Raw genomic sequence first — 25,479 nt, 5'->3', positions numbered from 1 at the left:
GAGCGTCATTGTCCAAGCCAGGTGAGGGCATCGTCGATGCGGGCCACGGCGCCGTTGGGGACGTCGACCCACGGCGCTTCGTGTGGCTTCATGCCTTGGAGGTACGCGACGGCTGACCGGATCGCGTCCCCGTGCGACACCAGGACTGATACGGAGCCGCAGTCGAGGTCCCTGAACACAGCGCCCATGCGCTTGTTCACGTCCATGAGCGACTCGCCACCCGCCATCGGTTGCGTCGGGTCCGACCAATCGAAGGTCTCCGCTGCGGCCCAGGTCTCCTCGTACGTCCGGCCCTCCAGGTCACCCAGATGTTGCTCGCGCAGGCGGGGATCCGACTCGGGGGTCAGCTGCAGACGGCGGCCGATGACCGAGGCGGTCTCCGCCGCGCGGGTCAGGTCGCTGGTGAGGAGGCGCTTCGCAGCTAGGCCCAGGCCCTTCAGATCCACCGCGATCAGCTCCGCCGCCGCAGCCGACTGCGAGCGCCCGAGATCGGTCAGCGGCGGATGAGCGGTCTGTCCCTGGGTCAGGCGGCGGAGGTTCCACTGCGACTGGCCGTGACGGACGAGATAGACCGGGTGAGGCATGGGGGTGATTCTCCCGTAGGCTGCGAACTGCTCGTGGTGCAGGAACCCGGTGAGAGTCCGGGGCGGTTCCGCCACTGTGACGTCGACAAGACGCAGCCAGACACTGGCCATGGGCTGATCCGACCGATTGACGGGGCGAGAACCCCGGAGGAGGAACCCGGCCCATGGCTGCGCCTACCCGCATCGCACTGCTGTCGACATCAGACACCGACCTACTCTCTGCCCGCGCCAGCGGCGCCAGCTACGTCTGGGGGAACCCCGCCCGCAGCAGCGACGCCGAGCTCACGGCAATCGTCGCAGGGGCAGACCTGGTCGTCGTACGCCTGCTCGGGTCACCTCACGACCTGTGGCCCGGTCTCTCGACCGTGCGTAAGGACGGCACTCCGCTGGTGATCCTCGGCGGGGAGCAACAGCCGAACGCCGAGCTGATGGAGCTCTCCACCGTGCCGATGGGGACAGCCACCGAGGCGCACCGCTACCTGGCCGAAGGCGGTCCGGCCAACCTGGTTCAGCTGCACGCGTTCCTCTCCGACACGGTGCTGCTGACCGGCGAGGGGTTCGAGCCGCCGTTGGCGGTTCCGGCTTGGGGGTACGCCGCCCGGCCGACCGCGCGCGACAGCGGGCTGCCACGGGTCGGGGTGCTCTACTACCGCGCGCACGAGGCCAGCGGCAACAACGCGTTCGCGCACGCCCTCGCCGACGCGATCGACGCGACCGGCCGAGCCGTCGGGGTGCCCATCTTCGCCGGGTCGCTCCGCTCGGCGCCCGATGACCTCTACGAGGCGCTCAGGACGCTCGACGCCCTCGTCGTGACGGTGCTCGCGGCCGGTGGCAGCGCCCCGGCCACGGCCAGTGCCGGCGGTGACGACGAGGCGTGGGACGTGGAGCGGATGGCGGCCCTCGACATCCCGGTGCTACAGGGCTTGTGTCTGACCAACAGCCGGGCTGAGTGGGAGGCCTCCGACGACGGGATCAGCCCGCTCGACTACGCCAGCCAGATCGCCATCCCGGAGTTCGACGGCCGGATCACGACGGCGCCGTTCTCGTTCAAGGAGATCGACGCCGACGGCCTGCCGTCGTACGTCGCCGATCCGGAACGCTGCGCCCGGGTGGCCGGCATCGCGGTCAAGCATGCGGTCCTGCGGCGGGTGCCCACCGGCGAGAAGCGGATCGCGCTGATGCTGAGCGCCTACCCCACCAAGCACGCGCGGATCGGCAACGCGGTCGGCCTCGACACGCCGGTCTCGGCCATCCGGCTGCTGCGCCGCCTGCGTGAGGAGGGCTACGACCTCGGCGCCGACAACCCGGTGCTGCCGCTCCTCGACCTGCCCGACGACACGGAGGCCGGCGACGCGCTGATCCATGGCCTGATCGCCGCCGGTGGGCAGGACGAGGAGTGGCTGACCAGCGCACACCTCACCGACGCGCACGTGCGCATCGGGAAGGCGGCGTACGACGCCTGGACGGCCGACCTTCCGGCGTCTCTGCGTGACGCCATGGTCGAGGCGTGGGGCGAGTCACCGGGCGGCCTGTTCGTGAACGATGACGGCGAGGTCGTGCTCGCCACCCTCCAGGCCGGCAACGTCGTGATCCTGATCCAGCCTCCGCGCGGCTTCGGCGAGAACCCGGTCGCGATCTACCACGACCCCGACCTAGCGCCCAGCCACCACTACCTCGCGGCCTACCGCTGGCTCGGGGCGGATGTCCAGGCCGGGGGCTTCGGGGCACACGCGGTGGTGCACCTGGGCAAGCACGGCTCGATGGAGTGGCTGCCCGGCAAGAACGCCGCACTGTCCGCCGCCTGCGGCCCGGACGCCGCCATCGCGAACCTGCCGCTGATCTACCCGTTCCTGGTCAACGACCCGGGCGAGGGCGCGCAGGCCAAGCGCCGCGCACACGCCACGATCGTCGACCACCTCGTGCCGCCCATGGCGCGCGCGGAGTCGTACGGCGACATCGCACGACTCGAGGGCCTGCTCGAGGAGTACGACAAGATCTCCGCGATGGACCCCGCCAAGCTGGCGGCCATCCGGGGTGAGATCTGGCAGCTCATGCACGCCGCCCAACTGCACCGTGACCTCGGCCTGGAGGAACGCCCCGACGACGAGGAGTTCGACGACTTCCTGCTCCACGTCGACGGTTGGCTGTGCGAGATCAAGGACGCCCAGATCCGCGACGGCCTCCACGTCCTGGGCGCGGCGCCGACCGGCGAGGCCCGGGTCAACCTGGTGCTCTCCATCCTGCGCGCCGCGCAGGTGTGGGGCGGCGTCGGCAACGCGGTCCCCGGCCTGCGGGCCGCCCTCGGCCTCAAGGATGGCGCCGATCTCCGGGCCGTCGACGAGACGGAGGCGCGGGCCCGGGCGCTGGTCGAGGCAATGGAGGCAGCCGACTGGGACCCGACGGTCGCGACCACGCTGCATGACGCGCCGGAGGTCCATCAGGTGCTGAGGTTCGCGGCCGAGCAGGTCGTCCCCCGGCTGGCCGGGACGACCGGCGAGCTCGACGCGGTTCTCCACGCGCTCGCCGGCGGGTTCGTGCCGGCCGGGCCCTCCGGCTCTCCCCTGCGTGGCCTGGTGAACGTGCTGCCGACGGGCCGCAACTTCTACACCGTCGACCCGCGGGCCGTCCCCAGCAGGCTGGCCTGGCAGACCGGCCAGGCGATGGCCGACTCGCTGGTGCAGAAGTACCTCGACGAGACCGGCACCTATCCCACGTCGGTCGGACTGTCGGTGTGGGGCACCAGCGCCATGCGGACCTCCGGGGACGACGTCGCCGAGGTGCTCGCCCTGCTCGGGGTGCGTCCGGAGTGGGACGCCGAGTCCCGTCGGGTCCGCGAGCTGGTCGTCGTCCCGCTCGAGGAGCTCGGCCGACCCCGCATCGACGTCACCGTCCGGATCTCGGGCTTCTTCCGCGACGCCTTCCCCCACGTCGTGGCGATGCTCGACGACGCGGTGCGGATGGTGGCCGACCTCGACGAGCCGGCCGAGGCGAACTACGTGCGCGCCCACTTCGCCGCCGACCTGGCCGAGCACGGCGACGCCCGCCGCGCGAGGACCCGCATCTTCGGCTCCAAGCCCGGGTCGTACGGCGCCGGCATCCTGCAGGTCATCGAGTCCGGCACCTGGCGCGACGACAACGACCTCGCCGAGGTCTACACCGCCTGGGGCGGCTTCGCCTACGGCCGCGACCTCGACGGCGCCCCGGCCGCCGACGACATGCGCGCCAACTACCGCCGCATCAAGGTCGCCGCCAAGAACGTCGACTCCGCCGAGCACGACATCGCCGACTCCGACGACTACTTCCAGTACCACGGCGGCATGGTCGCCACGGTCCGTGCGCTGACCGGTGCCGATCCGAAGGCGTACGTCGGCGACTCCACCTCGCCGGACGCGATCCGCACCCGCACCCTGTCGGAGGAGACCGCCCGCGTCTTCCGGGCTCGGGTGGTCAACCCGCGCTGGATCGCCGCCATGCAGCGGCACGGCTACAAGGGCGCCTTCGAGCTGGCCGCCACCGTCGACTACCTCTTCGGCTTCGACGCCACCGCCGGGGTGGTGCACGACTGGATGTACGACAAGCTCGCTCAGGAGTACGTCCTCAACGAGCGGAACCAGGAGTTCCTGCGCAAGTCGAACCCATGGGCACTGCGCGGCATTGTCGAGCGACTTCACGAGGCCGCCGAGCGCGGACTGTGGGCCGAGCCCGACGCCGACACCCTGGCCGCAATGCAGCAGGTCTACCTCGAGGTCGAGGGCGACCTCGAAGACCGCGAGTGAACGCCCGGTGAGGGTCCGCGTTCTCGGCGTCGGCATGGGGCCGCAGCACATCACCCCGGAGGTGGCCCACGCGCTCCGGTCGTGTGACTACGTCCTCGCCGCCGAGAAGCACGAGGACGACGGCCTGCTCTCGGTCCGCCGAGCCATTGCGGCCGAGCATGGTCTCGAGGTGGTCGCGGTCCCCGATCCCGAGCGGGATCGGGCCGATCCGGTCGACTACGCCGGGGCGGTCAAGGACTGGCACGAGGCTCGGGTGGCGGCCTACGAGCGGGTCCTGCGCGAGCGGGGTGGCACGGCGGCGTTCCTCGTGTGGGGTGATCCGTCGCTCTACGACTCGACGATCCGGGTCGTGGACCGGCTGGCCGAGCGGATGCCGCTGGAGTACGACGTGCTGCCGGGCATCAGCGCACCGCAGCTGTTGGCCGCCCGTCACCGGATCGTGCTGCACCCTGTCGGGCAGCCCGTCCACATCACCACCGGCCGCCGGCTCCGCGAGGACGTCGCGGCCGGCCAGACCAACCTGTGCGTCACGCTGACCGGCACCCTCGACCTGGCCGGGCTCGACGACTGGTCGATCTGGTGGGGTGCCAACCTCGGCACCGACTCCGAGGAGCTCGTCGCGGGGCGGGTCGCCGACGTGCTGCCGTCGCTCGAAGCGGCGCGCGAGCGTGCGAAGACAGCGGCCGGCTGGGTGATGGACGTCTATCTGCTGCGGGCTCGGGAGGCGCGGCCGTGAGCGGTCTGCTCGTCGCCGGGACGACCTCGGACGCCGGCAAGTCGGTCGTTACCACCGGCCTGTGCCGCGCCTTCGCGAGACGTGGCGTGAAGGTGGCGCCGTACAAGGCCCAGAACATGTCGAACAACTCGATGGTCTGCTCCGCCGGCGACGGCACGACCGCCGAGATCGGCCGGGCACAGTGGGTCCAGGCACTGGCTGCCCGCGTTGCCCCTGAGCCGGCGATGAACCCGGTGCTGCTTAAGCCCGGCAGCGACCGGCGCAGCCATGTCGTCCTGATGGGCCACACCGCCGGCGAGGTCTCGTCGGCGGACTGGGAGACCGGCCGACGTCACCTGGCCACGGCCGCACACACCGCGTACGACGACCTGGCGGCGCGTTTCGACGTCATCGTGGCCGAGGGAGCAGGGAGCCCGGCCGAGATCAACCTGCGCGCCGGCGACTACGTCAACATGGGGCTGGCCCGGCACGCATCGCTGCCCACCGTGGTTGTGGGCGACATCGACCGCGGCGGTGTCTTCGCCGCGATGTACGGCACGGTCGCGCTCCTGGCGCCCGCCGACCAGAGGCTGGTGGCCGGCTTCGTGGTCAACAAGTTCCGTGGCGAACTGGCGCTCCTCTCCCCCGGCCTGGACTCCCTGGAGCGGCTGACGGGCCGTCGGGTGTTCGGCGTGCTGCCGTGGGATCCGAGCCTGTGGCTGGACTCCGAGGACGCCCTCGACCTGGACGGTCGTCGCTCCAGCGGTGAGGCCGCCTTCCGGATCGCGGTCGTGCGGTTGCCGCGGATCAGCAACTTCACCGACGTCGACGCGCTCGGGTTGGAGCCCGACCTCGACGTCGTCTTCGTCTCCGACCCCCGCGACGTCGCCGATGCCGACGTGATCGTGGTGCCGGGGACCCGCTCGACGATCAGCGACCTGGCATGGCTGCGCGCACGGGGCCTGGACGCCGCGATCCTCGACCACGCCCGCCGAGGTCGCCCCGTGCTCGGCATCTGCGGCGGCTTCCAGATGCTCGGCCGTGCCATCAGCGACCCTGCCGGTGTCGAGGGCGTGCCGGGTGCCGAGGTCGAGGGCCTGGGGCTGCTCGACGTCCGCACCCACTTCGCCGCCGAGAAGGTGCTGCGATTGCCCACCGGCGCCGTCCTGGGCGCACCCGCCTCGGGCTACGAGATCCACCACGGCCGGATCACCCGCGGCGGTGGCGAGGAGTTCCTCGGCGGAGCCCGCGCGGGCAAGGTCTTCGGCACGATGTGGCACGGCAGCCTCGAGGGCGACGCGCTGCGGGGTGCGCTGTTGTCCGAGCTGTTGGGCCGAGAGCCCTCCGCGGTGCGCTTCGGTGCCGCCCGCGACGCCAGGCTCGACCGGCTGGGCGACTTGGTCGAGGAGCACCTCGACGTCGACGCACTGCTGACACTCGCCCGCGACGGCACACCCGCCGGCCTGCCCGTCCTACCGCCAGGAGGTTCCCCGTGAGGCTGCTGCTCCTGGGAGGCACCAGCGAGGCCCGCGACCTCGCCGCCCGGCTCGTCGACGATCGCGACAGCGGCATCAAGGTGACGAGTTCCCTGGCCGGCCGGGTTGCCGAGCCGCGTCTGCCGGTCGGGAGGGTGCGCATCGGCGGCTTCGGCGGGGTCGAGGGTCTGCGGGCCGCGCTCGCCGAGTACGACGCGGTGGTCGACGCGACGCATCCCTTCGCCCTCGGCATGAGCGCCAACGCCGTAGCCGCCGGTCGCCTCGAAGACGTCCCCCTGCTGCGGCTCGAGCGGCCCGGTTGGGAGCCGGACCCGAGCTGGCACTACGTCGACGACCATGAACGGGCGAGCACGCTGGCCGCCTCGCTCGGTGCGCGGCCGTTCCTCACCGTCGGCCGCCAGGAGCTGGCTCGCTTCGTCCCCGCGCTGTCCGGCCACGCCGTGCTCGCCCGGGTCGTCGACCGTCCCGCCCTCGACCTGCCCGAGACGTGGACGCTGCTGACCAGCCGTGGCCCCTACACCCTCGATGGCGAGCTCGCCCTGATGCGGCAGCACGCCATCGACGTCCTCGTCACCAAGGACTCAGGCGGCAGCTACACGTGGCCCAAGATGCAGGCCGCCGCCGAGCTCGACGTCGCCGTGGTCGTCGTACGGCGTCCCGCGTGCCCGGTCGGGGTGCCGACCGTGCACGACGTGGACGATGCCGTCGCCTGGGTCAGGGAGCAGTCGTGAGAGTGCTCGTCACCGGCGGAGTCCGCTCCGGCAAGTCCTGTCACGCGGAGTCGCTCCTGACCGGACCGGTCACCTACCTCGCCCCAGGGCCGGTCCAGGACGACGCCGACTGGGCCGCGCGGATCGCCGCCCATCGGGCGCGGCGGCCTGTCGACTGGACGACTGTCGAGTCCCACGACCTCGTCGGAGTGCTCGCGCGCACGGACGGGCACGTCATGGTCGATTGCCTGGGCACGTGGCTCACGGCGGTGCTCGACGAGCGTGGCCTCTGGGGTGCGCCGGCGGACGAGATCACCGACGTGATCGGACACGTTGCGCAAGAGACAGCGGACGTCCTCGCTGTTCGCGACCAGGGAGAGGACACCGTTCTCGTCACCAACGAGGTCGGCCTGGGCGTCGTCCCCGAGCACCGGTCCGGTCGGCTCTTCCGGGACCTGCTCGGACTGGTCAACCAGCGCATCGCGGCGGCCTGCGACGAGGTGCACCTGGTGATCGCAGGCAGGGTGATCCGGCTATGACCCAGCCAGGCACCGCGCTGCTTCTCGTTGGCATGTCCGTCTCCGATGTCGACCGTCGCGACGAGCTGCTCGCGGCGGCCGCCCGCCACCATGCGGGCGTCGCCTTCTTGCAGATGGGCGACCCATCGATCTCGCGCGAGCTCACCCGGCTCGCGGACGCCGGCGCCACCACGATCAGCCTCGCCGGCATCAGCCTCGGCCCGCTCGCCCCTGGGCAGTCATGGCTACGGAGGATCGCCTCCCACTGGTGGCGCGAGCGCGCCGGGCACCGCCCGGTGATCGAGGTTGCGACCCGGCTGGCCTCCACGATCGAGGAGATCGAGGTCGCGCTGTTCGACCTGAAGCCGATCTCCGGCGCCGAGCCGGGCCTGACCTCGACCGCCTGGGAGGACGTGACCCGCCACCGGCGCCAGGTGCTCATCTGCCGCGGCCCGCGGTGCACGGCCCGCGGATCCGACGAGACGGCCCGCGCGCTGATTCTCGGACTGATGGAGGCCGGGCTCGGCGACCATGACGTGCTGGTCACCCACACTGGTTGTCAGTTCCCCTGCAACCAGGCCCCGGTCGTCAGCGTGCAGCCCGACGACGTCTGGTACGGCGGCGTCGATCCACACGCGGCCCGCCGGATCGTGTCCGACCACCTGCTGGCCGACACTCCCGTGGAAAGCCGCCGGCTCCCGCGCTGAGCGCAGGAGCCGACAGGTTGGTTCGCGGGGCGGGCCGTCAGAGGCTCGCGGCTAGCGCGCGCCGCTGCGCCCGCTCCGTCTGCGCGGCGTAGAGCCGACCGACCAGTCCGGTGAGCACCACGCCGATCACGCCCCACATCGTGGCCAGCGTGAACAGTGACGCCCGGCGGAAGAACCAGAGCGTGTCGGCCGGGAAGTCGCCGACCTCGTTGACGGTGGCGAAGAGCTGGCCGGCGACGACCATGACGGCCAGGTAGCCGGCTGCACCGGCGACGACGCCACCGTAGGTGCCGAGGCGGTTGCGCAGCCTCAGCGCGACGTACGTCGCGGCGACGGCCGTCAGGACCGAGACGACCACGAAGCCGAAGTAGAGCGCCGTCCTGTCGCCGATGGTGTCACCACTTCCGACCGCCGGCGGGTTCGCCGGATACTTCAGGAACGGCACCAGGGCGAAGGCGACGAAGCCGAGCAGAGTGATCAGGGCGGTGGACTGGCCGGGCTGGAGCCGGCCCATGCGGCCGATGGTGCCGGCCGCGACGAGGGCGACGATGCCGCCGAGCACGAGTCCGACGGCGAGGCTGCCGGTGAGCAGGCCCCAGGTCCGCTGGCTGTCCCGGGAGACTTCGGTATCCTCGCCCTCGTCACCGTGAGAGTGGCTGTGCGTGTGGCTGTGGCCTCCGGCGGCCTCGTCGCCATGGTCGTGGGACGCGTCGGTCGGCGCCTCCTCGGCGGCGGTGCCTGACTCCTCGAGGGCGATGGCAGTCTCGACGTGGGGCTCCCCCACCGAGTACGCGACGAAGAAGGTGGCGATGCCGGCAACCAGGCCGGCGATCAGACCACGGATGAGAAATGCACGTGCGGTCATGCTGGTTTCCGTTCAGGAAGCAGCGCGGCGCCGACGTCGGCGCCGCGCGCGAGAAGTGTCGTCAACAGCCCCGCCGCGCTTGTTCGGGGTCGCTATCGCGCCGAAGAGCGCTCAGAGCTCGGCCGGGATCCCGGGCTCAGGCCTGGATCCGGGCCGGAATCAGGCTCAGTGGCAGGGGTAGCCGAGGAGGTGGCGTCCGTCGTGGACCCACTCGTGGATGGCCGTGCCGGCCAAGAGGGAGACGGCACCCTGGTCGGTGCTGACGAAGAAGAGCACCAGCGTCCCGAGGAGACCGAAGAACAGCGCCCATGGCGCCAGCTGGCCGAACGGGATGGTGGGAACGGAAGGTGCGCCGGCGACCGGCACCGCAGAGACCTGCGACATGTGTCCTCCTCAGGGATACGTGCGTCCCTGTTCGATGGGATGGATACGGACACTCGGGTCTGACTCCACCGCCCGGAGGCGATGTCACAGTAGCGCGACTGTGCCGGATTCTCACCGGCTTCCTCGTGCCCGTTAGCCGGATGCTATCGCACGCCGGCCCGCTGTGCGCCGAGCCACGAGCAACGCGCCGGATGCCGACACGACCGCACCGATGATGCCAACCCTGCGTGCGAGTCGGGCGGCCCGACCGATGTCCTCGGGTCGTACGGCGCGCCCGTCGCCCATGACGGAACGGTGCTCGAGCCGGCTGCCGTAGTAGCGGTTCGTGCCGCCCAGCCGGATGCCGAGAGCGCCGGCGAAAGTGGCCTCGACGACTCCGGCGTTGGGGCTGGGATGGGCGGCGGCGTCACGGCGCCATGCCTTGGCGGCGGACCGCGCCGTTCCTGGCGAGGCAAGGAGCGTGGCGGCACCGGCGATCCGCGAGCCGGGCAGGTTCACCAGATCGTCGAAGCGGGCGGCGGCCCAGCCGAACCGCTCATAGCGGTCGTTGTGGTGGCCGACCATCGCGTCGAGGGTGTTGGCCGCCCGGTAGCCGAGCAGCCCGGGCATCCCGGCCACGGCTCCCCACAGCAGCGGTGCAACGACGGCGTCCGAGGTGTTCTCCGCGACGGACTCCACGACCGCGCGCGCAACCTCCGACTCCTCCAGCGCCGAGGTGTCGCGGCCCACCAGATGGGTGAGGCGTTCACGGGCGGCCGGGAGGTCGCCTGCTCTCAGGAGCGCGTCGACCGCGAGTGCCTCGCGCTCCAGCGAGCGCCCACCGAGCACCGTCCAGGCCACCACGGCGGTGGCCACCGCCTGGGCGACGGGGTTCCGCGCTGCCCGCTCCGCTACGACTCCCACCACGATCGCCGCCCCGACGAGTGCCGCCGTGTGTGCCGCACCCCGCGGCCGCGAGTCGGCGTACAGCCGACGCTCCAGCGCCGCGGCCGCGTTGCCGAAGCCGGCAACGGGATGGAGATGCTGCGGGTCTCCGAGCACGCGGTCCGCGGCGAACCCGAGCAGAAGACCGACGGCTCGGGCGCTCACGAGAGGGCCACCAGCAGGGCGGCGAGCGCCAGCTCGATCGCGGCGCCGAAGACGTCGCCGGTGACGCCGCCGAGCCGCCGCACCGCTCGCGCGACGACGACGGCGACCACGGCGAGTGCCATCGCGCTGGCCAGCGCTCCGCGCCACCAGGCGAGTCCGGACCAAGCGCCGGCGAGCGAGAGAACGGCGGCGCACGTCAGCCACATGAGCACGACGACCGGCCGGGCCACGGTGCCGGTGTAGGTGTCGCCGAGTCCCCCGGGTCGTGCGGACGGCACGTCCCGGGCGCAGCAGGTGGCGAGCGCGGCGCGGGAGACGCAGAGCGCGCAGCCGGCGAGGACGGCGGCGCGCACAGGGTGCGGTGAGGCCAATACTGCGACCAGGCCTGTGGCCTGCAGGCCGAGGACCAGGACCACCGCCACGACGCCGGCCGGACCCGACGTGCCGCTCTTCATCACCGCCAATGACCGCTCGCGGTCGTAGGAGGCCGCCATGCCGTCGACGGTGTCGGAGAGCCCGTCGAGGTGGAAGGCGCGGTTGCCGAGGATGGTTGCGCCCAGCGCCAGCAGAGCCGCCACGGGGATCGGCAGGTCGAGGCCATGCCCGGCCAGGGCCACCAGAGTCACCGCCACCGCGAGCGGCAGGACTGCCAGCGGTGCGAGCACCATGGCCATGCCGGCCCGGCGTCGGTCGACGAGGGCCGGTGGGGCGACGGGGATAGCGGTGAGTGTGCCGAGGGCCAGCCGCCACGCGTCGAGCAGCATCACGCCCGTAGCTCGGACAGCAACGCCACCTCGCGGAGCACGGCGGAGGCGCTGCGGACCACCGGAACGGCCGCGACAGCACCTGACCCCTCCCCCAGCCGCATGCCGAGGTCGAGCAGCGGTTCTCGGCCCATCTTGGCGAGCGCGAGGGACTGGGCAGGCTCGGTGGAGCGGTGCCCGGCGGCGTACCAGGCGGCGGCGCCGGGCTCGATCCGGTCGGCGGTGAGGGCACAGGCCACGCTCATGAGTCCGTCGAGCAGCACCGGTACGCCGTCCTGGGCTGCGGCAAGGAGGTAGCCGGTGGTGGCGGCCAGGTCTGCGCTTCCCAAGGCTGTCAGTGTCTCGACCGGGTCGCCGGCCCGGGTGCCGGCACGCCGGAGGGCGATGTCGATCACCTCGGTCTTGTGCGCAAGCGCGACATCGTCGATCCCCGTGCCGCGCCCGACCACCTCGGCTGCGGGAAGCCCGAGGCCGGCGGCGACCAGGGCCGCGGCGGGGGTGGTGTTGCCGATGCCCATGTCTCCGCCGAGGAGCAGCTGAGCACCGGCCCGGATCTCCTCGCGCGCGATCGCCGCCCCTGCGTCGAGGGCCTGCCGGGTCTGCTCCGGCGTGAGCGCGTCCTCGAGATGAATGGCGCCGCTGGACCGACGGACTTTGTGGACGGTCAGCGCCGCGCGAGTCGCCTCGTCGAGATCGGCGAAGTCGTCGTCGACACCGAGGTCTAGCACGCGGACCGCGACGCCGTGGGTGGCTGCCAAGGCATTCACAGCCGCCTTGCCGGCTAGGAAGGTGCGGACCATCGCACCGGTGATCGCGGGCGGGAACGCGGAGACACCGTGCGAGGCGACGCCATGGTCGCCGGCAAAGATGACCAGCCGGACGTCATTCACCGGTTTCGGAGGTACATGGCCCTGGCAGGACGCGAGCCAGATGCCCAGCTCGCCGAGGCGGCCGAGGGCACCGGGCGGGGTGGCCAGCGCGGCCAAGCGCTTGGCCGCATGATCGCGGGCGATGTCGGACGGGGCGGAGACGTAGGGCATGGCGGACCTCACGAGGTGGGCTGGAGAAGGCGGACCGCGTCGAGCGCGGTGAAGAACTGGTTCGTCATCCCCGTTGGACGCACGGCGATGCGGACCCAAGTGGAGTCGAGCCCCGGGAACGTGTCGGCCCGGCGTACGGCGACGCCGCGCTCCCTCAGTGCCGCATGAGCGCCCCGTCCCAGCCGCGCCAGGACGAAGGGCGCCGCCGATGGCGCGTAGTCGATCCCGCGTCCGCGAAGACCGCCTTCGAGGAAGTCGCGCCAGCGCGCCAGCGTGGCCGCGCGGTCGCGGGCCTCGGGGGTCGCTGTCCGGCTGGTGCACGCGATCGTTGCCGCGATGGCCGGTGCCGAGACGGACCAAGGCGTTTGCCGGTCGGCCAACCAACGGACCTGCGTGCGATCGCCGACGATGTAGCCGGCTCGGATGCCCGGGATGGACCAGTGCTTGGTGAGACTCCGGACGACCACCAGGCCCTTGAGTCGCTCGCGGGCCAGGGAGCCGGTCTCGCCGGGCACCGCGTCCATGAACGCCTCGTCGACCACGACGAGTCGACCTCTCCGGCGCAGACCGCGGAGCAGGTCTGCGGGGTGGAGGACACCGGTCGGATTGGTGGGATTGCCGATGACGACGAGGTCGGCGTCATCAGGGATCGCGTCGGGGTCGAGCGCGAAGCCATTCTCCGGTCGGCACAGGACCGTCGTCACGGTGTGTCCGGCCTGCTCCAGCGCCGCATGCGGCTCGGTGAACTGGGGGTGTACGACGACGGGGCGCCGCCATGGGCGCAGCTGGGCGATCAACGTGAACGCCTCCGCGGCGCCGGCGGTCGGAAGGACCTCCTCGAGCTCTCGGCCGTGCCGCTGGGCGATCGCGGCGCGGGCCGGCTCGGCGTCGGGGTACGCCGCCGCCGCGGTGAGGCTCTCGCGCAGGGCGCGCTCCAACCAGGCCGGCCGGCCGCCGTCGTAGACGTTGACGGCGAAGTCCAAGAGCCCCTCCCCCGTCTCGACGTCGCCGTGATGGCGCAAAGGGTCGGCCACACGGTCACGGGGTCGCGTGACGGGCACCGCAGGCGGAGCGGGCGAGACCACGTGCATCGGCGCGGCGTAGACGGCGTCGGCGAACCGCTGGGCGAGCTGAGGGTGGCCGGCCCAATGGACGTGGAGGTACGACGCGTGGAGGTTCCCGCTGGCATAGCCGACTGGTTCGTCGTCGATCGCCCAGGCCGCGCTCTCGCCGGCCGCCGGGGAGGTACGGGTGCGGTGGAACTCATGGCCGGTGACCTCCTCCCCTGCCTTGGTGAGGAGCGAGTCGGTCGCGGCGACCGCAGCCGGGTAACGCAGCACGAGCCGCCCTGCCATCGCAGCCGTGGCCGGGAGGATGCCCGCCATGGGTGCGCCGTCGAGCGACTCGGCCAGGTAGAGCAACCCGGCGCACTCGGCGACCGTCGGGATCCCGGCTGCCACGGCGCTACGCAGATCGTCCAGCAGACCACGGTTGGCGGCGAGCTCGGCGGCGTACACCTCGGGGAACCCGCCGCCGAGGTAGATGCCCTGCGTGCCAGCCGGAAGGGCCGGATCGACGAGCGGATCGAAGGTGACGACCTCGCAGCCGGCAGCGGTCAGGAGCTCTTCGGTCTCCGCGTAGCGGAACGTGAAGGCGCGCCCGCCGGCCATCGCGACGACTGGCCGGTGGTCGCTGGCGCCGACCGACATCACCTCTCGTGCGGGGCTCCACGACTCGGCGTCCAGATGCGGCGCCGAGCGGGCGACCTCGAGGATCGCGTCGAGGTCCAGGTGGCGGGCCACCTGCTCCCCGAGCTGTTCGATCATCCGGATGGAACCGTCCCGTTCGGCGGCGGGGACGAGCCCCAGGTGGCGTGAGGGTGTGGAGAGCCGGACGTCGCGCGGCATCACGCCAAGGACCGGCAGGCCCGTTTGCTCGAGCGAGCCGATGATCTCGGCGGTGTTGCGGTCCGATCCCGCCTGGTTGAGGACGACACCGGCCACCCGGACTCCGGCGTCGAACGTCGCCATGCCGAGGGCGATCGCCCCCGCGGAGCGGGACAGCTTGGCGACGTCGATCACGAGCACGACTGGCGTCCGGGTGAGGGTGGCGACGTGCGCGGTGGAGGCGAATCCGTCGGTGCCCAGTCGTCCGTCGTACAGGCCCATGACGCCCTCGATCACCGCGATGTCCGCGCCGGACGCACCGTGCAGCAACATCGGGACGAGCCGCTCCTCGCCCACGAGGTGCGGGTCGAGGTTGCGGCCGGGGCGGCCGGTCGCCAAGGCGTGGTAGCCGGGGTCGATGTAGTCCGGACCGACCTTGTGGCCGCTCACCTCGTGGCCGGCGATCCGCAGTGCCGCCATCAGGCCGGTGGCGATCGTGGTCTTCCCCTGTCCGGTCGACGGTGCTGCAACGACGAGCCGGGGCAGGGCTACCACTCGATGCCCCTCTGGCCCTTCTGGCCGACGTCCATCGGATGCTTGACCTTGCTCATCTCCGTGACTAGGTCGGCAGCCTCGACGAGTCGGGGATCGGCATTGCGGCCCGTGATGATCACGTGCTGGAAGCCCGGGCGGTTGGTCAGCGTCTCTACAACGTCCTGGACGTCCACCCAGCCCCACTTCATCGGGTAGGTGAACTCGTCGAGGATCAGCAGGTCGTGGCTCTCGTCGGCCAGGCGGCGCTTGATCTCCTGCCATCCCTGCAGAGCCGCGGTCTCGTGGTCTTCGGCGTCACCCTGCTTTCGGGTCCACGACCAGCCGGAACCCATCTTGTGCCACTCGACCGGGCCGCCCTCGCCCGTCTCCTCGTGCAGCCGGCCCAGTCGCTCCAGAACGGTCTGCTCGCCGATGCGCCATTTGGCCGACTTCACGAACTGGAAGACACCGATCTTCCAGCCCTGGTTCCACCCGCGGAGCGCGAGCCCGAAGGCGGCGGTGGACTTCCCCTTGCCGTCGCCGGTGTGCACCACGAGCAGAGGTCGGTTGCGACGCTGCTTCGTCGTCAGGCCGTCGTCGGGGACGACGGCGGGCTTGCCCTGGGGCATCAGGCCGCTCCCTTCTGCGTGCGGGATCGGACCGTGCCGGCCAGCGCCTCAGCACTGACCTCGGCCACGGGGAGGTGTTCGGCACGCAGCAGCTCGGCGAGTCGCAGTGCGAGGCCAAGACGCAGGGGGCCGCTCTCGCCATCGATGACGACCGTCGTCACGCCGAGCCCGGCGACGTACTCCGCAGCCTGCTGTGACCGCGCGACAGCGTCCTTTCCGCCCGTCGCGCGACCGTCCGTGACCAGGACCAGGAGTGGTCGCAGCCGTGGATCGCGCATTCGCTCGCGGGTCAGCACGCGAGCGGCTTCGAGCAGCCCTTCGGCCAGCGGCGTACGTCCCCCTGCCGGAACTTCGTCGAGCCGCGCTGCAGCGATGTCGACGGAGCGTGTGGGCGGCAGCGCGACCGTCGCCTCGGCGCCTCGGAAGGTGACCAGGCCGACCTTGTCACGGCGGCGGTAGGCGTCGAGCAGCAGCGAGAGGATCGCGGTCTTCACCTGGGACATCCGCTTACGCGCGGCCATAGAGCCGGAGGCGTCAACGCAGAAGAGCACAAGATTGGCCTCCCGACCCTCCCGCACGGCGACCCGGAGGTCCTCGTTGCGCAGCTCCACGCGTCCGGTCGTGCGGCCGCGCGAGGACTGCTTGCCAGCGGCCGCCAGCAGGGTCTCCACCAGGTGGAGCGAGCCGGTGGGTCCGTCCGGCAGCCGGGCGCCGACGCGGCGACCGGTGCTCGCGAGGGCTCGGCTGCGTCGTCCGGCCGCGCCCTCGCCGAGCCCCTGCACCTTCAGCAGTCGCGGTCGGTACGGCGCGGTGGCACGAACCGTCGAACCGGCCTCGGTGCCTGCGGGAGGCGTCATCGGCTGCTCGCCGTCAGACTCGGCCGGAGTCTCCGCCAGAGTGTCGTCGGTCGATGCCTGATCACTGTCGCCCTCACCGGCCTCGTCCCGCGGTCCGTCAGCCTGCGCCTGATCTGGTGTGTCGTCCTCGGGTGGGCCCTGCGGCTCATCGGGGGCCGGACCCTCCGGCGGCTCGGGCGGTAGCTCGTCGTCGCCCAGGACCTGGTCGAGCAGGTCCTCGTCGAGACCGGGAGCATCGAAGGGGTTGCGGCGGCGCCGGTGCGGCAGCGCCAGCAGTGCGGCGCGTCGGATGTCGGCGCGGGTGACCTCATCGCGGCCCTCCCAGGCGGCGTGGGCGACCGCGGTGCGGGCGGTGACGATGTCGGCGCGAAGCCCGTCGACCTCGAACGTGGCACAGACTTCGGCGATCTTCATGAGCGCAGACTCGGTGAGCCGTACCTTGGCGAGACGCTCGCGGGCGGACTCAACGCGCTCGGTTAGGGCGCGGTCGGCGTCGCGGTAGCGCGCGGCGAACGCGACCGGATCGGCGTCGTAGGCCATCCGCCGGCGCACGACCTCGGCGCGCAGCGCAGGCTCCCGCGGCGCGGCGACCTCGACGGTGAGCCCGAAGCGGTCGAGCAGCTGCGGGCGCAGCTCCCCCTCCTCGGGGTTCATCGTGCCGATCAGCACGAACCGGGCCGCGTGCTCGACCGAGACGCCGTCGCGCTCGACGGTCACCTGACCCATTGCCGCGGCATCGAGGAGCAGGTCGACCAAGTGGTCGTGCAGCAGGTTGACCTCGTCGACGTAGAGGATGCCGCGGTGGGCTCTCGCGAGCAGCCCGGGCTCGTACTCCACCTTGCCGTGTGACAGCGCCCGCTCGAGGTGGAGGGAGCCGAGGACTCGGTCCTCGGTCGCGCCAACCGGTAGTTCGACGAGCCGCACCGAGCGGACGGCGGTGTCCGCGCCCGTGCCGAACGGACCGTCGGGCGACGTGGCAGCCGGGTCGGCCGGGTCCACCGAGAACCTGTCGGCCGCATACACCTCGATGGGCGGCAGCACGGCGGCCAGCGCCCGCACCGTTGTCGACTTCGCGGTGCCCTTCTCGCCCCGCACGAGCACGCCACCGATCTCCGGCGAGATCGTCGTGAGGACGAGCGCGAGGCCCATGTCGTCCAGGGCGTCGGTCTCGCAACCAAGGACGGCTGAAAATGGGTAGTGCTGTGGCATGTGAGGCTCCCGCTCTGTTCGCCAGCAGTGACTGGTCGGGCGGGAGGCCGGTCTTCGGACTTGCCGAGTCCTCCGCTCAACTCGTGAGTGGAGGCTCGGTTCACCGCAGCGGGCCTGTGCCGGAATCTCACCGGCTTCCCAGATTCTCCCCGTTTGCCGTCCCCACCGTTTCCGATGGATGGGCCGTTGGGGCACCTCTCGCCTTGCGGGGCTCACGATAGCGTCTGCCCGCGTGATCACTGTGGTGGGTATTGGCGCCGACGGCTGGGACGGCATGTCGGAGGTCGGCCGGGCCTGGGTCGAGCGAGCCCGCGTGGTGCTCGGTGGGCGCCGGCACCTCGACCTCCTGCCCGACGTGCCGGGGCAGCGCCGCGAGCCCTGGCCCTCTCCGCTGCGTGACCGGTTGCCGGCGCTGCTCGCGTCCCTGGCGGACGAGGCGGCGGGCGGGCATGTCGTCGCCCTGGCGTCCGGCGACCCGCTGGTGTCGGGGATCGCCACGACCTTCATGGACCTGCTCGGGCCTGACGAGGTGACTGTCGTCCCGGGGATCTCCTCAGTCGCCCTCGCACGGGCGGCGATGCGCTGGTCGGCGGAGAGCCATGCGGTCGTGAGCGTGGTGGGTCGCGACGTCGCGCTGGTGCGCCGCGAGCTCGCCCCTGGCCGTCGGATCCTGGTGCTCTCGTCCGATGAACACACGCCGAGGGATGTGGCGGCGCTGCTGGTCGCGGAGGGGTACGGCGACAGTGAGCTCACCGTCCTCGGCGACCTGGGCGGACGCGAGCAGAGCTCTTTCCTGTTCGACAAGGCCGTCATCCTCACCGGCAAGGAGCTCGACCTCCCTCGGCTCAACGTCGTCGCGATTGACTGCGTCGGCCCGAGCCTCGGCGGCTGGGTCGCCGGTCTGCCCGACGACGCCTTCGAGCACGACGGCCAGCTGACCAAGCGCGACCTGCGCGCCAGCGCTCTCGCCCGGCTCTCCCCGACCCCGGGCGAGCACCTGTGGGATGTCGGCGCCGGAGCCGGCTCGGTCGGGATCGAGTGGATGCGCGCCCACCCGTCCTGCACGACGACGGCGGTCGAGGCGGACGCCGACCGTGCTGCGCGGATCAGCCGCAACGCCACGAGTCTCGGTGTGCCGGGGCTTGAGGTCGTGCACGGACGGGCCCCCGGCGCGCTCGCCGGGCTCCGCCCGCCGGACGCCATCTTCGTCGGCGGCGGCGCCACCCGCGACGGGGTGATCGACGCCTGCCTGACGGCGCTGCGACGGGCCGGCCGGCTGGTCGTGCACGGCGTGACGCTCGAGACCGAGATGCTGCTCGGTCGGCTCTACCGGGAGCACGGCGGCGAGCTGACCCGAGTCTCGGTCGAGACCAGTGCACCGGTCGGCGCCTTCACCGGGTGGACCCCGGCCCGTACCGTCACGCAGTGGGCATTGACGCGCTGACGCCGTACCTCTCCTCATGCAGGACGCTCGCCAACGGCGAGCGGTGCCGCCAGCCGTAGCGCTCCAGGTCAGGCACGTCCGGTAGCTCCGAGACGGCGCCGACGCAGAGCCACGCCACCGGCCGTACGTGCTCCGGCATGCCGACGAGGTCGCGCAGGAACTCCTCGCGGTAGAAACTGACCCACCCCACCCCGAGGCCCTCGGCGGTCGCGGCGAGCCAGAGGTTCTGGATGGCGCAGACCACCGAGTAGAGCCCGGCGTCGGCGATGGCATGCCGCCCGAGCACCCTCGGCCCGCCGCGGGTCGGGTCGTAGCCGACCACGATCCCGAGCCGCGACTCGCGGATCCCTTCGACCTTGATCCGCGAGAACGTCTCGGCGCGCTCACCGCTGAGCGTCGCCGCGAATGCGTCCCGCTCGAGCGCGACGTGGTCGGCGAAAGCGCTGAGCGCGTCCGGCGAGCGGACCAGCACGAAGTCCCACGGTTGGCTCATCCCGACACTCGGTGCACAGTGAGCCGCCGACAGCAGCCGCTCCAGCACCTCGGCGGCCAACGGCTCACCTGTGAATTCTCGGCGAGTGTCACGACGACGGTTGATGACGTCGTAGAGCTCCATCAGAGCCCCCGATCGCCGCGTCGCTTCGAGCTCCGGTCGCGGGCCGCGTCGTAGAGATAGGACTCGCCGCCCTCGCGGGCCAGCGCCCAGCCGACCAGGATCACGGCCGCCTGGCGCAGCCCTGCCGCCTCCACCACCTCCGAGATGGTCGCCACCGTGCCACGCAGCACCTGCTCCCCGGGCTGGCTGGCGCGGTAGACGACGGCCACCGGGCAGTCCTCGCCGTACTCCGGTTCGACCTCGGCCATCAGCGCCCGCACTCGCGTGATCGCCAGATGCAGCACGAGCGTCGAGCGGGTTGCAGCGAACGCCGCCAGCGACTCGGACTCCGGCATCGCGGTAGAGCGGGCCTGGGTGCGGGTCAGCACCACCGACTGCGCCACCAGCGGCACCGTCAGCTCGCTCCCGACCAGCGCAGCAGCGGCAGCGTAGGCGGGCACCCCGGGCGTCACCGACCAGGCAACCCCGGCAGCATCGAGCCGGCGGGTCTGCTCGTGCAGCGCGGAATAGAGAGACGGGTCGCCGGACGTCAATCGCACCACCGTCTGCCCCGCGCCAGCTGCGCCGACCATCCGCGCGACCATCGTGTCGAGGTCGAGGTCTTGGGTGTCGACGAGCTCTGCGCTCGGGCCGACGTGGGCGAGCACGTCGGGATCGAGGTAGGTGCCGGGATAGAGCACCAGGTCCGCCTGCGCCAGCAGGTGCGTCGCGCGCACGGTCAGCAGGTCGGCCGCGCCCGGTCCGGCGCCGACGAAGTGGACGGCAGCACTCACCGCACGTACCTCGGCGTCCACACGCCGGCGCGGCTCACCCGCGTGCTCTCGGCACCCACGATCAGCAGGCACTTCATGTCGATCGTCTCCGGGTCCAGGTCGGCCAGCGTCGTGACGGTCAGCGACTCCTCGTCGCGCCCGATGTCGCGCCCGACGATGACGACGGTCTCTGGCTTGCGGTGTTCCAGCAGGACACGGTGGGCGGTGGCTATCTGCTCGGTCCGGGAGCGGGAGGCCGGGTTGTAGATCGCTAGCACTAGGTCGGCGTCGGCGATGGCGCGGAGGCGCCGTTCCACGACCTCCCACGGCTTGAGCCTGTCGGAGAGCGAGACGACGGCGAAGTCTGCCCCTATGGGCGCACCGGCACGGGCGGCCACCGCCTGCACGGCGCTGACCCCTGGCAGCACCCGGATCGGCACGCCCGCGTACGCCGGGTCCTCGGCCGCCTCGAAGACGGCTGCTGCCATCCCGAAGACGCCAGCGTCGCCGCCTGAGACGACCGCGACCCTCTCCCCCGCTTTGGCCAGGTCGAGCGCGACACGAGCCCGGTCGACCTCGACGGTGTTGCCCGACGCGTGGCGGGTCAGTCCGGCACGCGGCGGGACGCGAGCCACGTACGGGGCGTAGCCGACCACGTGGTCGACCTCGCCCAACGCCGCCGAGGCTTCTGGCGTGAGCCAGTGGTCGGGGCCGGGACCGAGGCCGACGACCAGGAGTTCAGCGGTCCGCCCGTCGTGTGTCGCGGCGGATCCACTGGGCTCCGCGTCGCGAGCGCGCAGCCGGTCAGCGGTCGGCCGGTTGGCCGTGTCGCCGGGGACGACGATCAGGGAGAAGTAGGGCACGGAGTCCGGGTCGACCTCGGCGACGGGCAGCCACCGCTCCTCGGACTGCGACGCCCGCTCGACGTACCAAGCGCCCTCGAGCCGCCCGGCCTGCGCCAGCGCTGAGCGCACGGCCGGAAACGTCCGGCCGAGCTTCATGATGACGGCGGCTTCCGTGTCCGCCAGCCGTCTCGCAAGCTCCGGCTCGGGCAGGGTTCCAGGGAGGACGGTCAGGACGTCTGTCTGTCGAACCAGCGGGCCAGAGCTACCAGAGATCGCCGCTGTCGCCGCCGCGAAGGCGGGCACGCCCGGCACCACCTCGGTCGGGTAGATCTCCTTGAACCGGTCGTGGAGGTACATCGACGAGCCGTAGAAGAGGGGATCGCCCTCCGAGAGCAGAACCACGTCGCGACCGGCGTCGAGGTGATCCGAGAGCCGCACCGCGCAGGACTCGTAGAAGTCGGCCATCGCCCCGACATACCCACCGGGGTGGTTCGTGGTGCCGGTGGTGACCGGGTAGCGCAGCTCCTCCTCGATGGCGTCGGCCGGAATGACGCCGTCGGCGATGCGGCGTGCGTGGGACTTCTTCTTCACGCCAGCGTGGTACGCGACGACGTCGGACGCGCCGATGATCCGAGCGGCTCTCAGCGTCATGAGCTCCGGGTCGCCGGGGCCGATGCCGACAACCGTGAAACGGCCGGTCATTCTGCCTCCTGCGCGAGAGCGTTGAGTGCTGACGAGGTCATCGCCGATCCACCGCGACGGCCGCGGACGGTCGCGTAGGGGATGTCGATGCCGTGCTCGGCGTGGAGGTCCACGAGAGCCTGCTTGGACTCGGCAGCACCGATGAAGCCGACCGGGCAGCCCACGATCGCCGCGGGTCGTGGGCCCCCGTCGAGAATCATCTCCAGTAGGTGGAACAGTGCAGTCGGAGCGTTGCCGATGGCGACAACGGCACCGTCTAGTCGCGGCCCCCACAGTGAGACGGCGGCGGCGGTACGGGTGGTACGCCACTCGCGGGCCAGCCCGGGCACCCGCGGGTCGTTGAGCAGGCAGACGACGTCGTTGTCCTTCGGCAGTCGGCTCCGGGTGACGCCGGTCGCGACCATGGTCGCATCGCACAGGATCGGCGCGCCCGACTCCAGCGCGGCCCGGGCAGTCGACACCATCTGCGGATGCACGATCAAGTCATCAGCGAGGTCGACCTGCCCGCTGCCGTGGATCATGCGGACGGCGAGCTTCTCGGCATCGGCCGGCACGGCCCGCAGGTCGGCCTCTCGCCGGATGGTGGCGAAGGAGTCGACATAGATGGCGGGTCCGGAGTCGACGTACTCGTAGTGGCGCGTTGGCCTGCGCAGGTTGGTCATCTGCTCTCCTCGGGAATGAGCACGCCACGCCACGGTGTGACAATCACGTGATCAACTGCTGCGGTCAGGTCTTCGATGACCTGTTGGTCGAGACCGGTCTCGGAAACCTCGACATGACGCCCACCGGGCACTGCCCCGAATGGCAACGGTTCCGCCGGGTCAGGGAGGCCTGGATCGGACGCTCTCTGTACGGCGAGGGCCTCGGCCAGCTCCGACACGTGCCAGGCCGCTCCCGGCCCGCGCCCTCGGCGTACGACGAACTCATGCGCCAGCTCCGCGATCCGCCCTGCCGCCTCCGCGAGCTCCACGGTCGCCCCCCACCCGGTCCCGATCCGTAGCTGAGCCCAGGTCGAGTCCAGCGCGACCAGCCCCAGGTCGCAGCTGCGAGCCAGTAGATCGCCGCGTCCGTCGTCGAGCACGAACAGGAACCGGCCCGACAGGGCCGCGAGATCCGGGTCAGCGCACAACCGGTCGTCCAGCTCACGTGCAACCGCTCGGAGGTCGGCGCGACCCCCGGCCAAACCGGTTTGCGGCGACACCATCACATTGCGGACCAGTTCATGGGTCCTCCTCGGCAGGAGGCCCGTTCGCTCGAGGGCGGCGAGCGCCTCGGATGACAACCGGCCTTCGAAGCCGGGGAAGGCGCGCACCTGAAGATTCGCCCGCGACGTCGTGTGCACGCGTCCGTCGCCGTACTCCTCAGCGACCTCGACGAGCGACCTCAGCGCTCTCGCGGGAACCCTGCCCCCGATCAGCCGAAGCCGTACGAGAAGGCCGTCCGCAGCCCGCCACGGCCGGAGGGCGCCAGGACACCGGTCGGCGCGAGTGCGGGAGGCTGACACTGCCAGGACCTATCTGGTCAGGGACCCTGTCGCGGAGTCCACGTACGACCTGGCGACGGTTGTCACCAGTGCCAGCAGGTCTTCGGACTCGGGATCAACCGGTGCGAGGCACCTTCCCAGAGCATCGCTCCAGTGGCGTGTTGCCTCGCCCGTCACCCTCACCGCTGCGCGTCAGTCCCGGAATCTCACCGGGTTCCCTGACTCCACGAGTGGAGTACGACTGGCGCCCACACACTAGCGCCTCCCACTCACGCGACCGATAGGGCGAACCCGCGGAGACCTCCGCCCCGCTTGCTGCAGGGCTGTCAGTGTGCGGATCGGCCATCGCCGGGACCGCTCTGACCAGGCAATGGAAGAGGTTGGAAGACAACGAGAGCCAACGAGAACTACGACATCTGATCCCGCGCGGGCTAAGTCCGCCGCGCCTCCAACGGCCCGGGACATCGGCGCCATTCCGGTCACGCCTCGGTTCGCTGGCTATGGACCGCGTCGTCACTCGGGCCCCGTCGGGCCGCGCCTCGCTTCGCGACCAACGGGGTTTCTGGGTCACGAAAGCGCGACACAAGCCGTAATGGTTCAAATGACCAGTGGCCAGTGACCTGCGTTTCCGCAGGTCACTGGCCAGTTTTCAGTAGCGGGGGCAGGATTTGAACCTGCGACCTCTGGTCATCCGGCGCGAGCGCTCTCATCTGGTCGAGCGTTTGCTGGCATATGAGCACTCGTGCGCTGACCTGTGCGAACTCGGCACAGGACGGTGAACCGAGCCCGCACTTCTTGCTGGTATGTGACCTGACAAGGCGACTCTTGATGTGGTTTTCGGTGCCTAAGCGCGACACGGTTCGAATCCCAACTGCTCGCGTGCCAGGGCGTCAGCCTGCTTCGTCGACCGCGACCCGTGCCGCACTGGCCCAGCCCGATTCGGTGTCATCCACGGGCTTCGGAGTGTTCAGTGAGGGCTGTCCCGCAAGGGATCCCGTTCTGGTCACGCTCGGCGTGACACTCCCGTTCTGGTCACGCTCGTGTCGACACCGCGGCCAGCGGGACCGCTGCTCAGCGTCGCGACCTCGCTGTCGCTGCGTGTCTGATGGTGGGCGCGTTCGGCCGCGCCTGACCTGGCCGCGCAGCTCGCCGAGCGACGGTCGGTCACGGCTCGGGGCTCGACCGGCCACGCTGGCGTAAGACACCGCTGGCTGACCATCGTTAGCGCCAGCTCGCTCTTGCCGCACCTGTCTTCACGCTGACTACAGGCCCGCCGAAGGTCGACGGGCTCACGACCGGTGCCCCGCCTCACACGCCGTGACCGCCGAGATCGACGACGGCGCATCGGCTGGGGCGCTGCGACCGGTGGAACCGATGCTCGGGGCCGAAGCCAGCGGCAAACGCCGCGACCGCAATGGGAGAACTCGACGGCTACACTGCGGTCGCCCAGCGGCGGCGACGGAACGAAACGTCGAGGTGACGCGCTGCTGGCTAGCTCGGCGAGGACTCGTCGACCGCCAGTTCGCCTAGTTGGGCCCACTCGATCCCTGGCACTTGTGTATTGACGATCCGCGGGGTCTCGGCGAGGTATCCCGGGAGCTCACGCGTCGCGGCTTGAAAGTGCTCGGATTGGACATGGGACGCGCCCGCGTCTTCGTCGCGGAATGCTTCGAGGAGCACGTATTCGTTTGGGTCGTCCAGGCTGCGCGACCAGTCGAACCACAAGCACCCCTCCCCGCTGCGGGTCGACTCGGTGAACGAGCGCGAGACTTCCGGCCATGGTTACGGAGGTCTCAGTGTCTCGCGTCAAGCATGTGGCAGAGATTCCTGTCCTGGAAAGTTGGGGACGGCCGGGTGCGCGAGTCCGGTGTGGA

Annotated in this window: 21 protein-coding genes, 1 pseudogene and 4 riboswitches; of the genes and pseudogenes, 7 read left to right on the top strand and 15 right to left on the bottom strand. The window is 71.3% G+C overall.

Features of this window, described 5'->3' with window-relative positions; all coding sequences use genetic code 11:
- Nucleotides 1–5: 5 nt before the first annotated feature.
- A complete protein-coding gene (locus K8Z61_RS18245; protein ID WP_224131725.1) occupies nt 6–584 on the bottom strand; it encodes a histidine phosphatase family protein in 579 nt (192 codons plus the stop codon).
- 17 nt (nt 585–601) lie between these two features.
- A riboswitch (cobalamin riboswitch) is annotated at nt 602–711 on the top strand.
- 37 nt (nt 712–748) lie between these two features.
- Between K8Z61_RS18245 and cobN the strand changes: the two genes are divergently transcribed.
- From cobN to K8Z61_RS18215, 6 genes are read left to right on the top strand one after another with little or no spacing between them, the layout of a single operon-like run.
- Nucleotides 749–4,360 (top strand): cobaltochelatase subunit CobN, encoded by a 3,612-nt coding sequence (gene cobN / locus K8Z61_RS18240; RefSeq protein WP_224131723.1) that lies wholly within the window; start codon nt 749–751, stop codon nt 4,358–4,360.
- A gap of 7 nt (nt 4,361–4,367) precedes the next feature.
- A complete protein-coding gene (gene cobF, locus K8Z61_RS18235; RefSeq protein WP_224131722.1) occupies nt 4,368–5,096 on the top strand; it encodes a precorrin-6A synthase (deacetylating) in 729 nt (242 codons plus the stop codon).
- Nucleotides 5,093–6,571, top strand: coding sequence for a cobyric acid synthase (locus tag K8Z61_RS18230; RefSeq protein ID WP_224131720.1), 1,479 nt, complete (start codon nt 5,093–5,095; stop codon nt 6,569–6,571). The genes cobF and K8Z61_RS18230 overlap by 4 nt, the downstream gene beginning before the upstream one ends.
- Nucleotides 6,568–7,302, top strand: coding sequence for a cobalt-precorrin-6A reductase (locus tag K8Z61_RS18225; protein ID WP_224131718.1), 735 nt, complete (start codon nt 6,568–6,570; stop codon nt 7,300–7,302). Before K8Z61_RS18230 ends, K8Z61_RS18225 begins: the two co-directional genes overlap by 4 nt.
- A gap of 2 nt (nt 7,303–7,304) precedes the next feature.
- Nucleotides 7,305–7,820 (top strand): bifunctional adenosylcobinamide kinase/adenosylcobinamide-phosphate guanylyltransferase, encoded by a 516-nt coding sequence (locus K8Z61_RS18220; protein WP_308116800.1) that lies wholly within the window; start codon nt 7,305–7,307, stop codon nt 7,818–7,820.
- Nucleotides 7,821–7,852: 32 nt separating this feature from the next.
- Complete coding sequence (locus K8Z61_RS18215) at nt 7,853–8,506, top strand: ferredoxin (protein WP_224131715.1); 654 nt, start codon at nt 7,853–7,855, stop codon at nt 8,504–8,506.
- Nucleotides 8,507–8,543: 37 nt separating this feature from the next.
- Here the strand turns inward: K8Z61_RS18215 and K8Z61_RS18210 are convergent, their stop codons facing one another.
- The 8 genes from K8Z61_RS18210 to K8Z61_RS18175 all read right to left on the bottom strand — a co-directional run bounded on the left by K8Z61_RS18210 (nt 8,544) and on the right by K8Z61_RS18175 (nt 17,763).
- Nucleotides 8,544–9,371: a CbtA family protein gene (locus K8Z61_RS18210; RefSeq protein WP_224131713.1), complete on the bottom strand. Its 828-nt coding sequence runs from the start codon at nt 9,369–9,371 to the stop codon at nt 8,544–8,546.
- A gap of 165 nt (nt 9,372–9,536) precedes the next feature.
- On the bottom strand, nt 9,537–9,755 hold the full coding sequence (locus tag K8Z61_RS18205; protein ID WP_068751247.1) for a CbtB-domain containing protein: 219 nt from the start codon (nt 9,753–9,755) through the stop codon (nt 9,537–9,539).
- A 57-nt stretch (nt 9,756–9,812) separates the two neighbouring features.
- A riboswitch (cobalamin riboswitch) is annotated at nt 9,813–9,878 on the bottom strand.
- A 9-nt stretch (nt 9,879–9,887) separates the two neighbouring features.
- On the bottom strand, nt 9,888–10,844 hold the full coding sequence (locus tag K8Z61_RS18200) for a cobalamin biosynthesis protein (protein WP_224131711.1): 957 nt from the start codon (nt 10,842–10,844) through the stop codon (nt 9,888–9,890).
- Nucleotides 10,841–11,608: an adenosylcobinamide-GDP ribazoletransferase gene (locus K8Z61_RS18195; protein ID WP_224131709.1), complete on the bottom strand. Its 768-nt coding sequence runs from the start codon at nt 11,606–11,608 to the stop codon at nt 10,841–10,843. Before K8Z61_RS18195 ends, K8Z61_RS18200 begins: the two co-directional genes overlap by 4 nt.
- Entirely contained in the window at nt 11,608–12,648 is a 1,041-nt protein-coding gene (cobT, locus tag K8Z61_RS18190) for a nicotinate-nucleotide--dimethylbenzimidazole phosphoribosyltransferase (protein ID WP_224131706.1), read from the bottom strand. The genes K8Z61_RS18195 and cobT overlap by 1 nt, the downstream gene beginning before the upstream one ends.
- 8 nt (nt 12,649–12,656) lie before the next feature.
- Nucleotides 12,657–15,089 (bottom strand): cobyrinate a,c-diamide synthase, encoded by a 2,433-nt coding sequence (locus K8Z61_RS18185; protein WP_224131770.1) that lies wholly within the window; start codon nt 15,087–15,089, stop codon nt 12,657–12,659.
- Nucleotides 15,083–15,697, bottom strand: coding sequence for a cob(I)yrinic acid a,c-diamide adenosyltransferase (cobO, locus tag K8Z61_RS18180; RefSeq protein WP_224131704.1), 615 nt, complete (start codon nt 15,695–15,697; stop codon nt 15,083–15,085). The genes K8Z61_RS18185 and cobO overlap by 7 nt, the downstream gene beginning before the upstream one ends.
- Nucleotides 15,697–17,763 (bottom strand): VWA domain-containing protein, encoded by a 2,067-nt coding sequence (locus tag K8Z61_RS18175; RefSeq protein ID WP_224131702.1) that lies wholly within the window; start codon nt 17,761–17,763, stop codon nt 15,697–15,699. Before K8Z61_RS18175 ends, cobO begins: the two co-directional genes overlap by 1 nt.
- A 27-nt stretch (nt 17,764–17,790) precedes the next feature.
- Nucleotides 17,791–17,942, bottom strand: a riboswitch (cobalamin riboswitch).
- A gap of 53 nt (nt 17,943–17,995) precedes the next feature.
- Between K8Z61_RS18175 and cbiE the strand changes: the two genes are divergently transcribed.
- A complete protein-coding gene (gene cbiE / locus K8Z61_RS18170; RefSeq protein ID WP_224131700.1) occupies nt 17,996–19,207 on the top strand; it encodes a precorrin-6y C5,15-methyltransferase (decarboxylating) subunit CbiE in 1,212 nt (403 codons plus the stop codon).
- Here the strand turns inward: cbiE and bluB are convergent.
- The 6 genes and pseudogenes from bluB to K8Z61_RS18140 form a co-directional block, all read right to left on the bottom strand.
- Entirely contained in the window at nt 19,182–19,823 is a 642-nt protein-coding gene (gene bluB / locus K8Z61_RS18165) for a 5,6-dimethylbenzimidazole synthase (RefSeq protein WP_224131698.1), read from the bottom strand. The genes cbiE and bluB overlap by 26 nt on opposite strands.
- Complete coding sequence (cobM, locus tag K8Z61_RS18160) at nt 19,823–20,596, bottom strand: precorrin-4 C(11)-methyltransferase (RefSeq protein ID WP_224131696.1); 774 nt, start codon at nt 20,594–20,596, stop codon at nt 19,823–19,825. The genes bluB and cobM overlap by 1 nt, the downstream gene beginning before the upstream one ends.
- Nucleotides 20,593–22,122 (bottom strand): precorrin-3B C(17)-methyltransferase, encoded by a 1,530-nt coding sequence (gene cobJ, locus K8Z61_RS18155; RefSeq protein WP_224131694.1) that lies wholly within the window; start codon nt 22,120–22,122, stop codon nt 20,593–20,595. The genes cobM and cobJ overlap by 4 nt, the downstream gene beginning before the upstream one ends.
- Nucleotides 22,119–22,784, bottom strand: coding sequence for a precorrin-8X methylmutase (locus K8Z61_RS18150; protein ID WP_224131692.1), 666 nt, complete (start codon nt 22,782–22,784; stop codon nt 22,119–22,121). Before K8Z61_RS18150 ends, cobJ begins: the two co-directional genes overlap by 4 nt.
- On the bottom strand, nt 22,781–23,626 hold the full coding sequence (locus tag K8Z61_RS18145) for a nitrite reductase (RefSeq protein ID WP_224131690.1): 846 nt from the start codon (nt 23,624–23,626) through the stop codon (nt 22,781–22,783). The genes K8Z61_RS18150 and K8Z61_RS18145 overlap by 4 nt, the downstream gene beginning before the upstream one ends.
- Before the next feature lie 55 nt (nt 23,627–23,681).
- A riboswitch (cobalamin riboswitch) is annotated at nt 23,682–23,866 on the bottom strand.
- A gap of 1,230 nt (nt 23,867–25,096) precedes the next feature.
- Nucleotides 25,097–25,360, bottom strand: a pseudogene (locus K8Z61_RS18140) (putative quinol monooxygenase); the annotation flags it as partial.
- Between the last annotated feature and the right edge of the window lie 119 nt (nt 25,361–25,479).

This window comes from Nocardioides sp. TRM66260-LWL (assembly GCF_020075545.1).
Classification (GTDB): Bacteria; Actinomycetota; Actinomycetes; order Propionibacteriales; family Nocardioidaceae; genus Nocardioides.
Note: the sequence above shows the minus strand (reverse complement) of the source record. Positions and strands in the feature narration are given on the sequence as shown.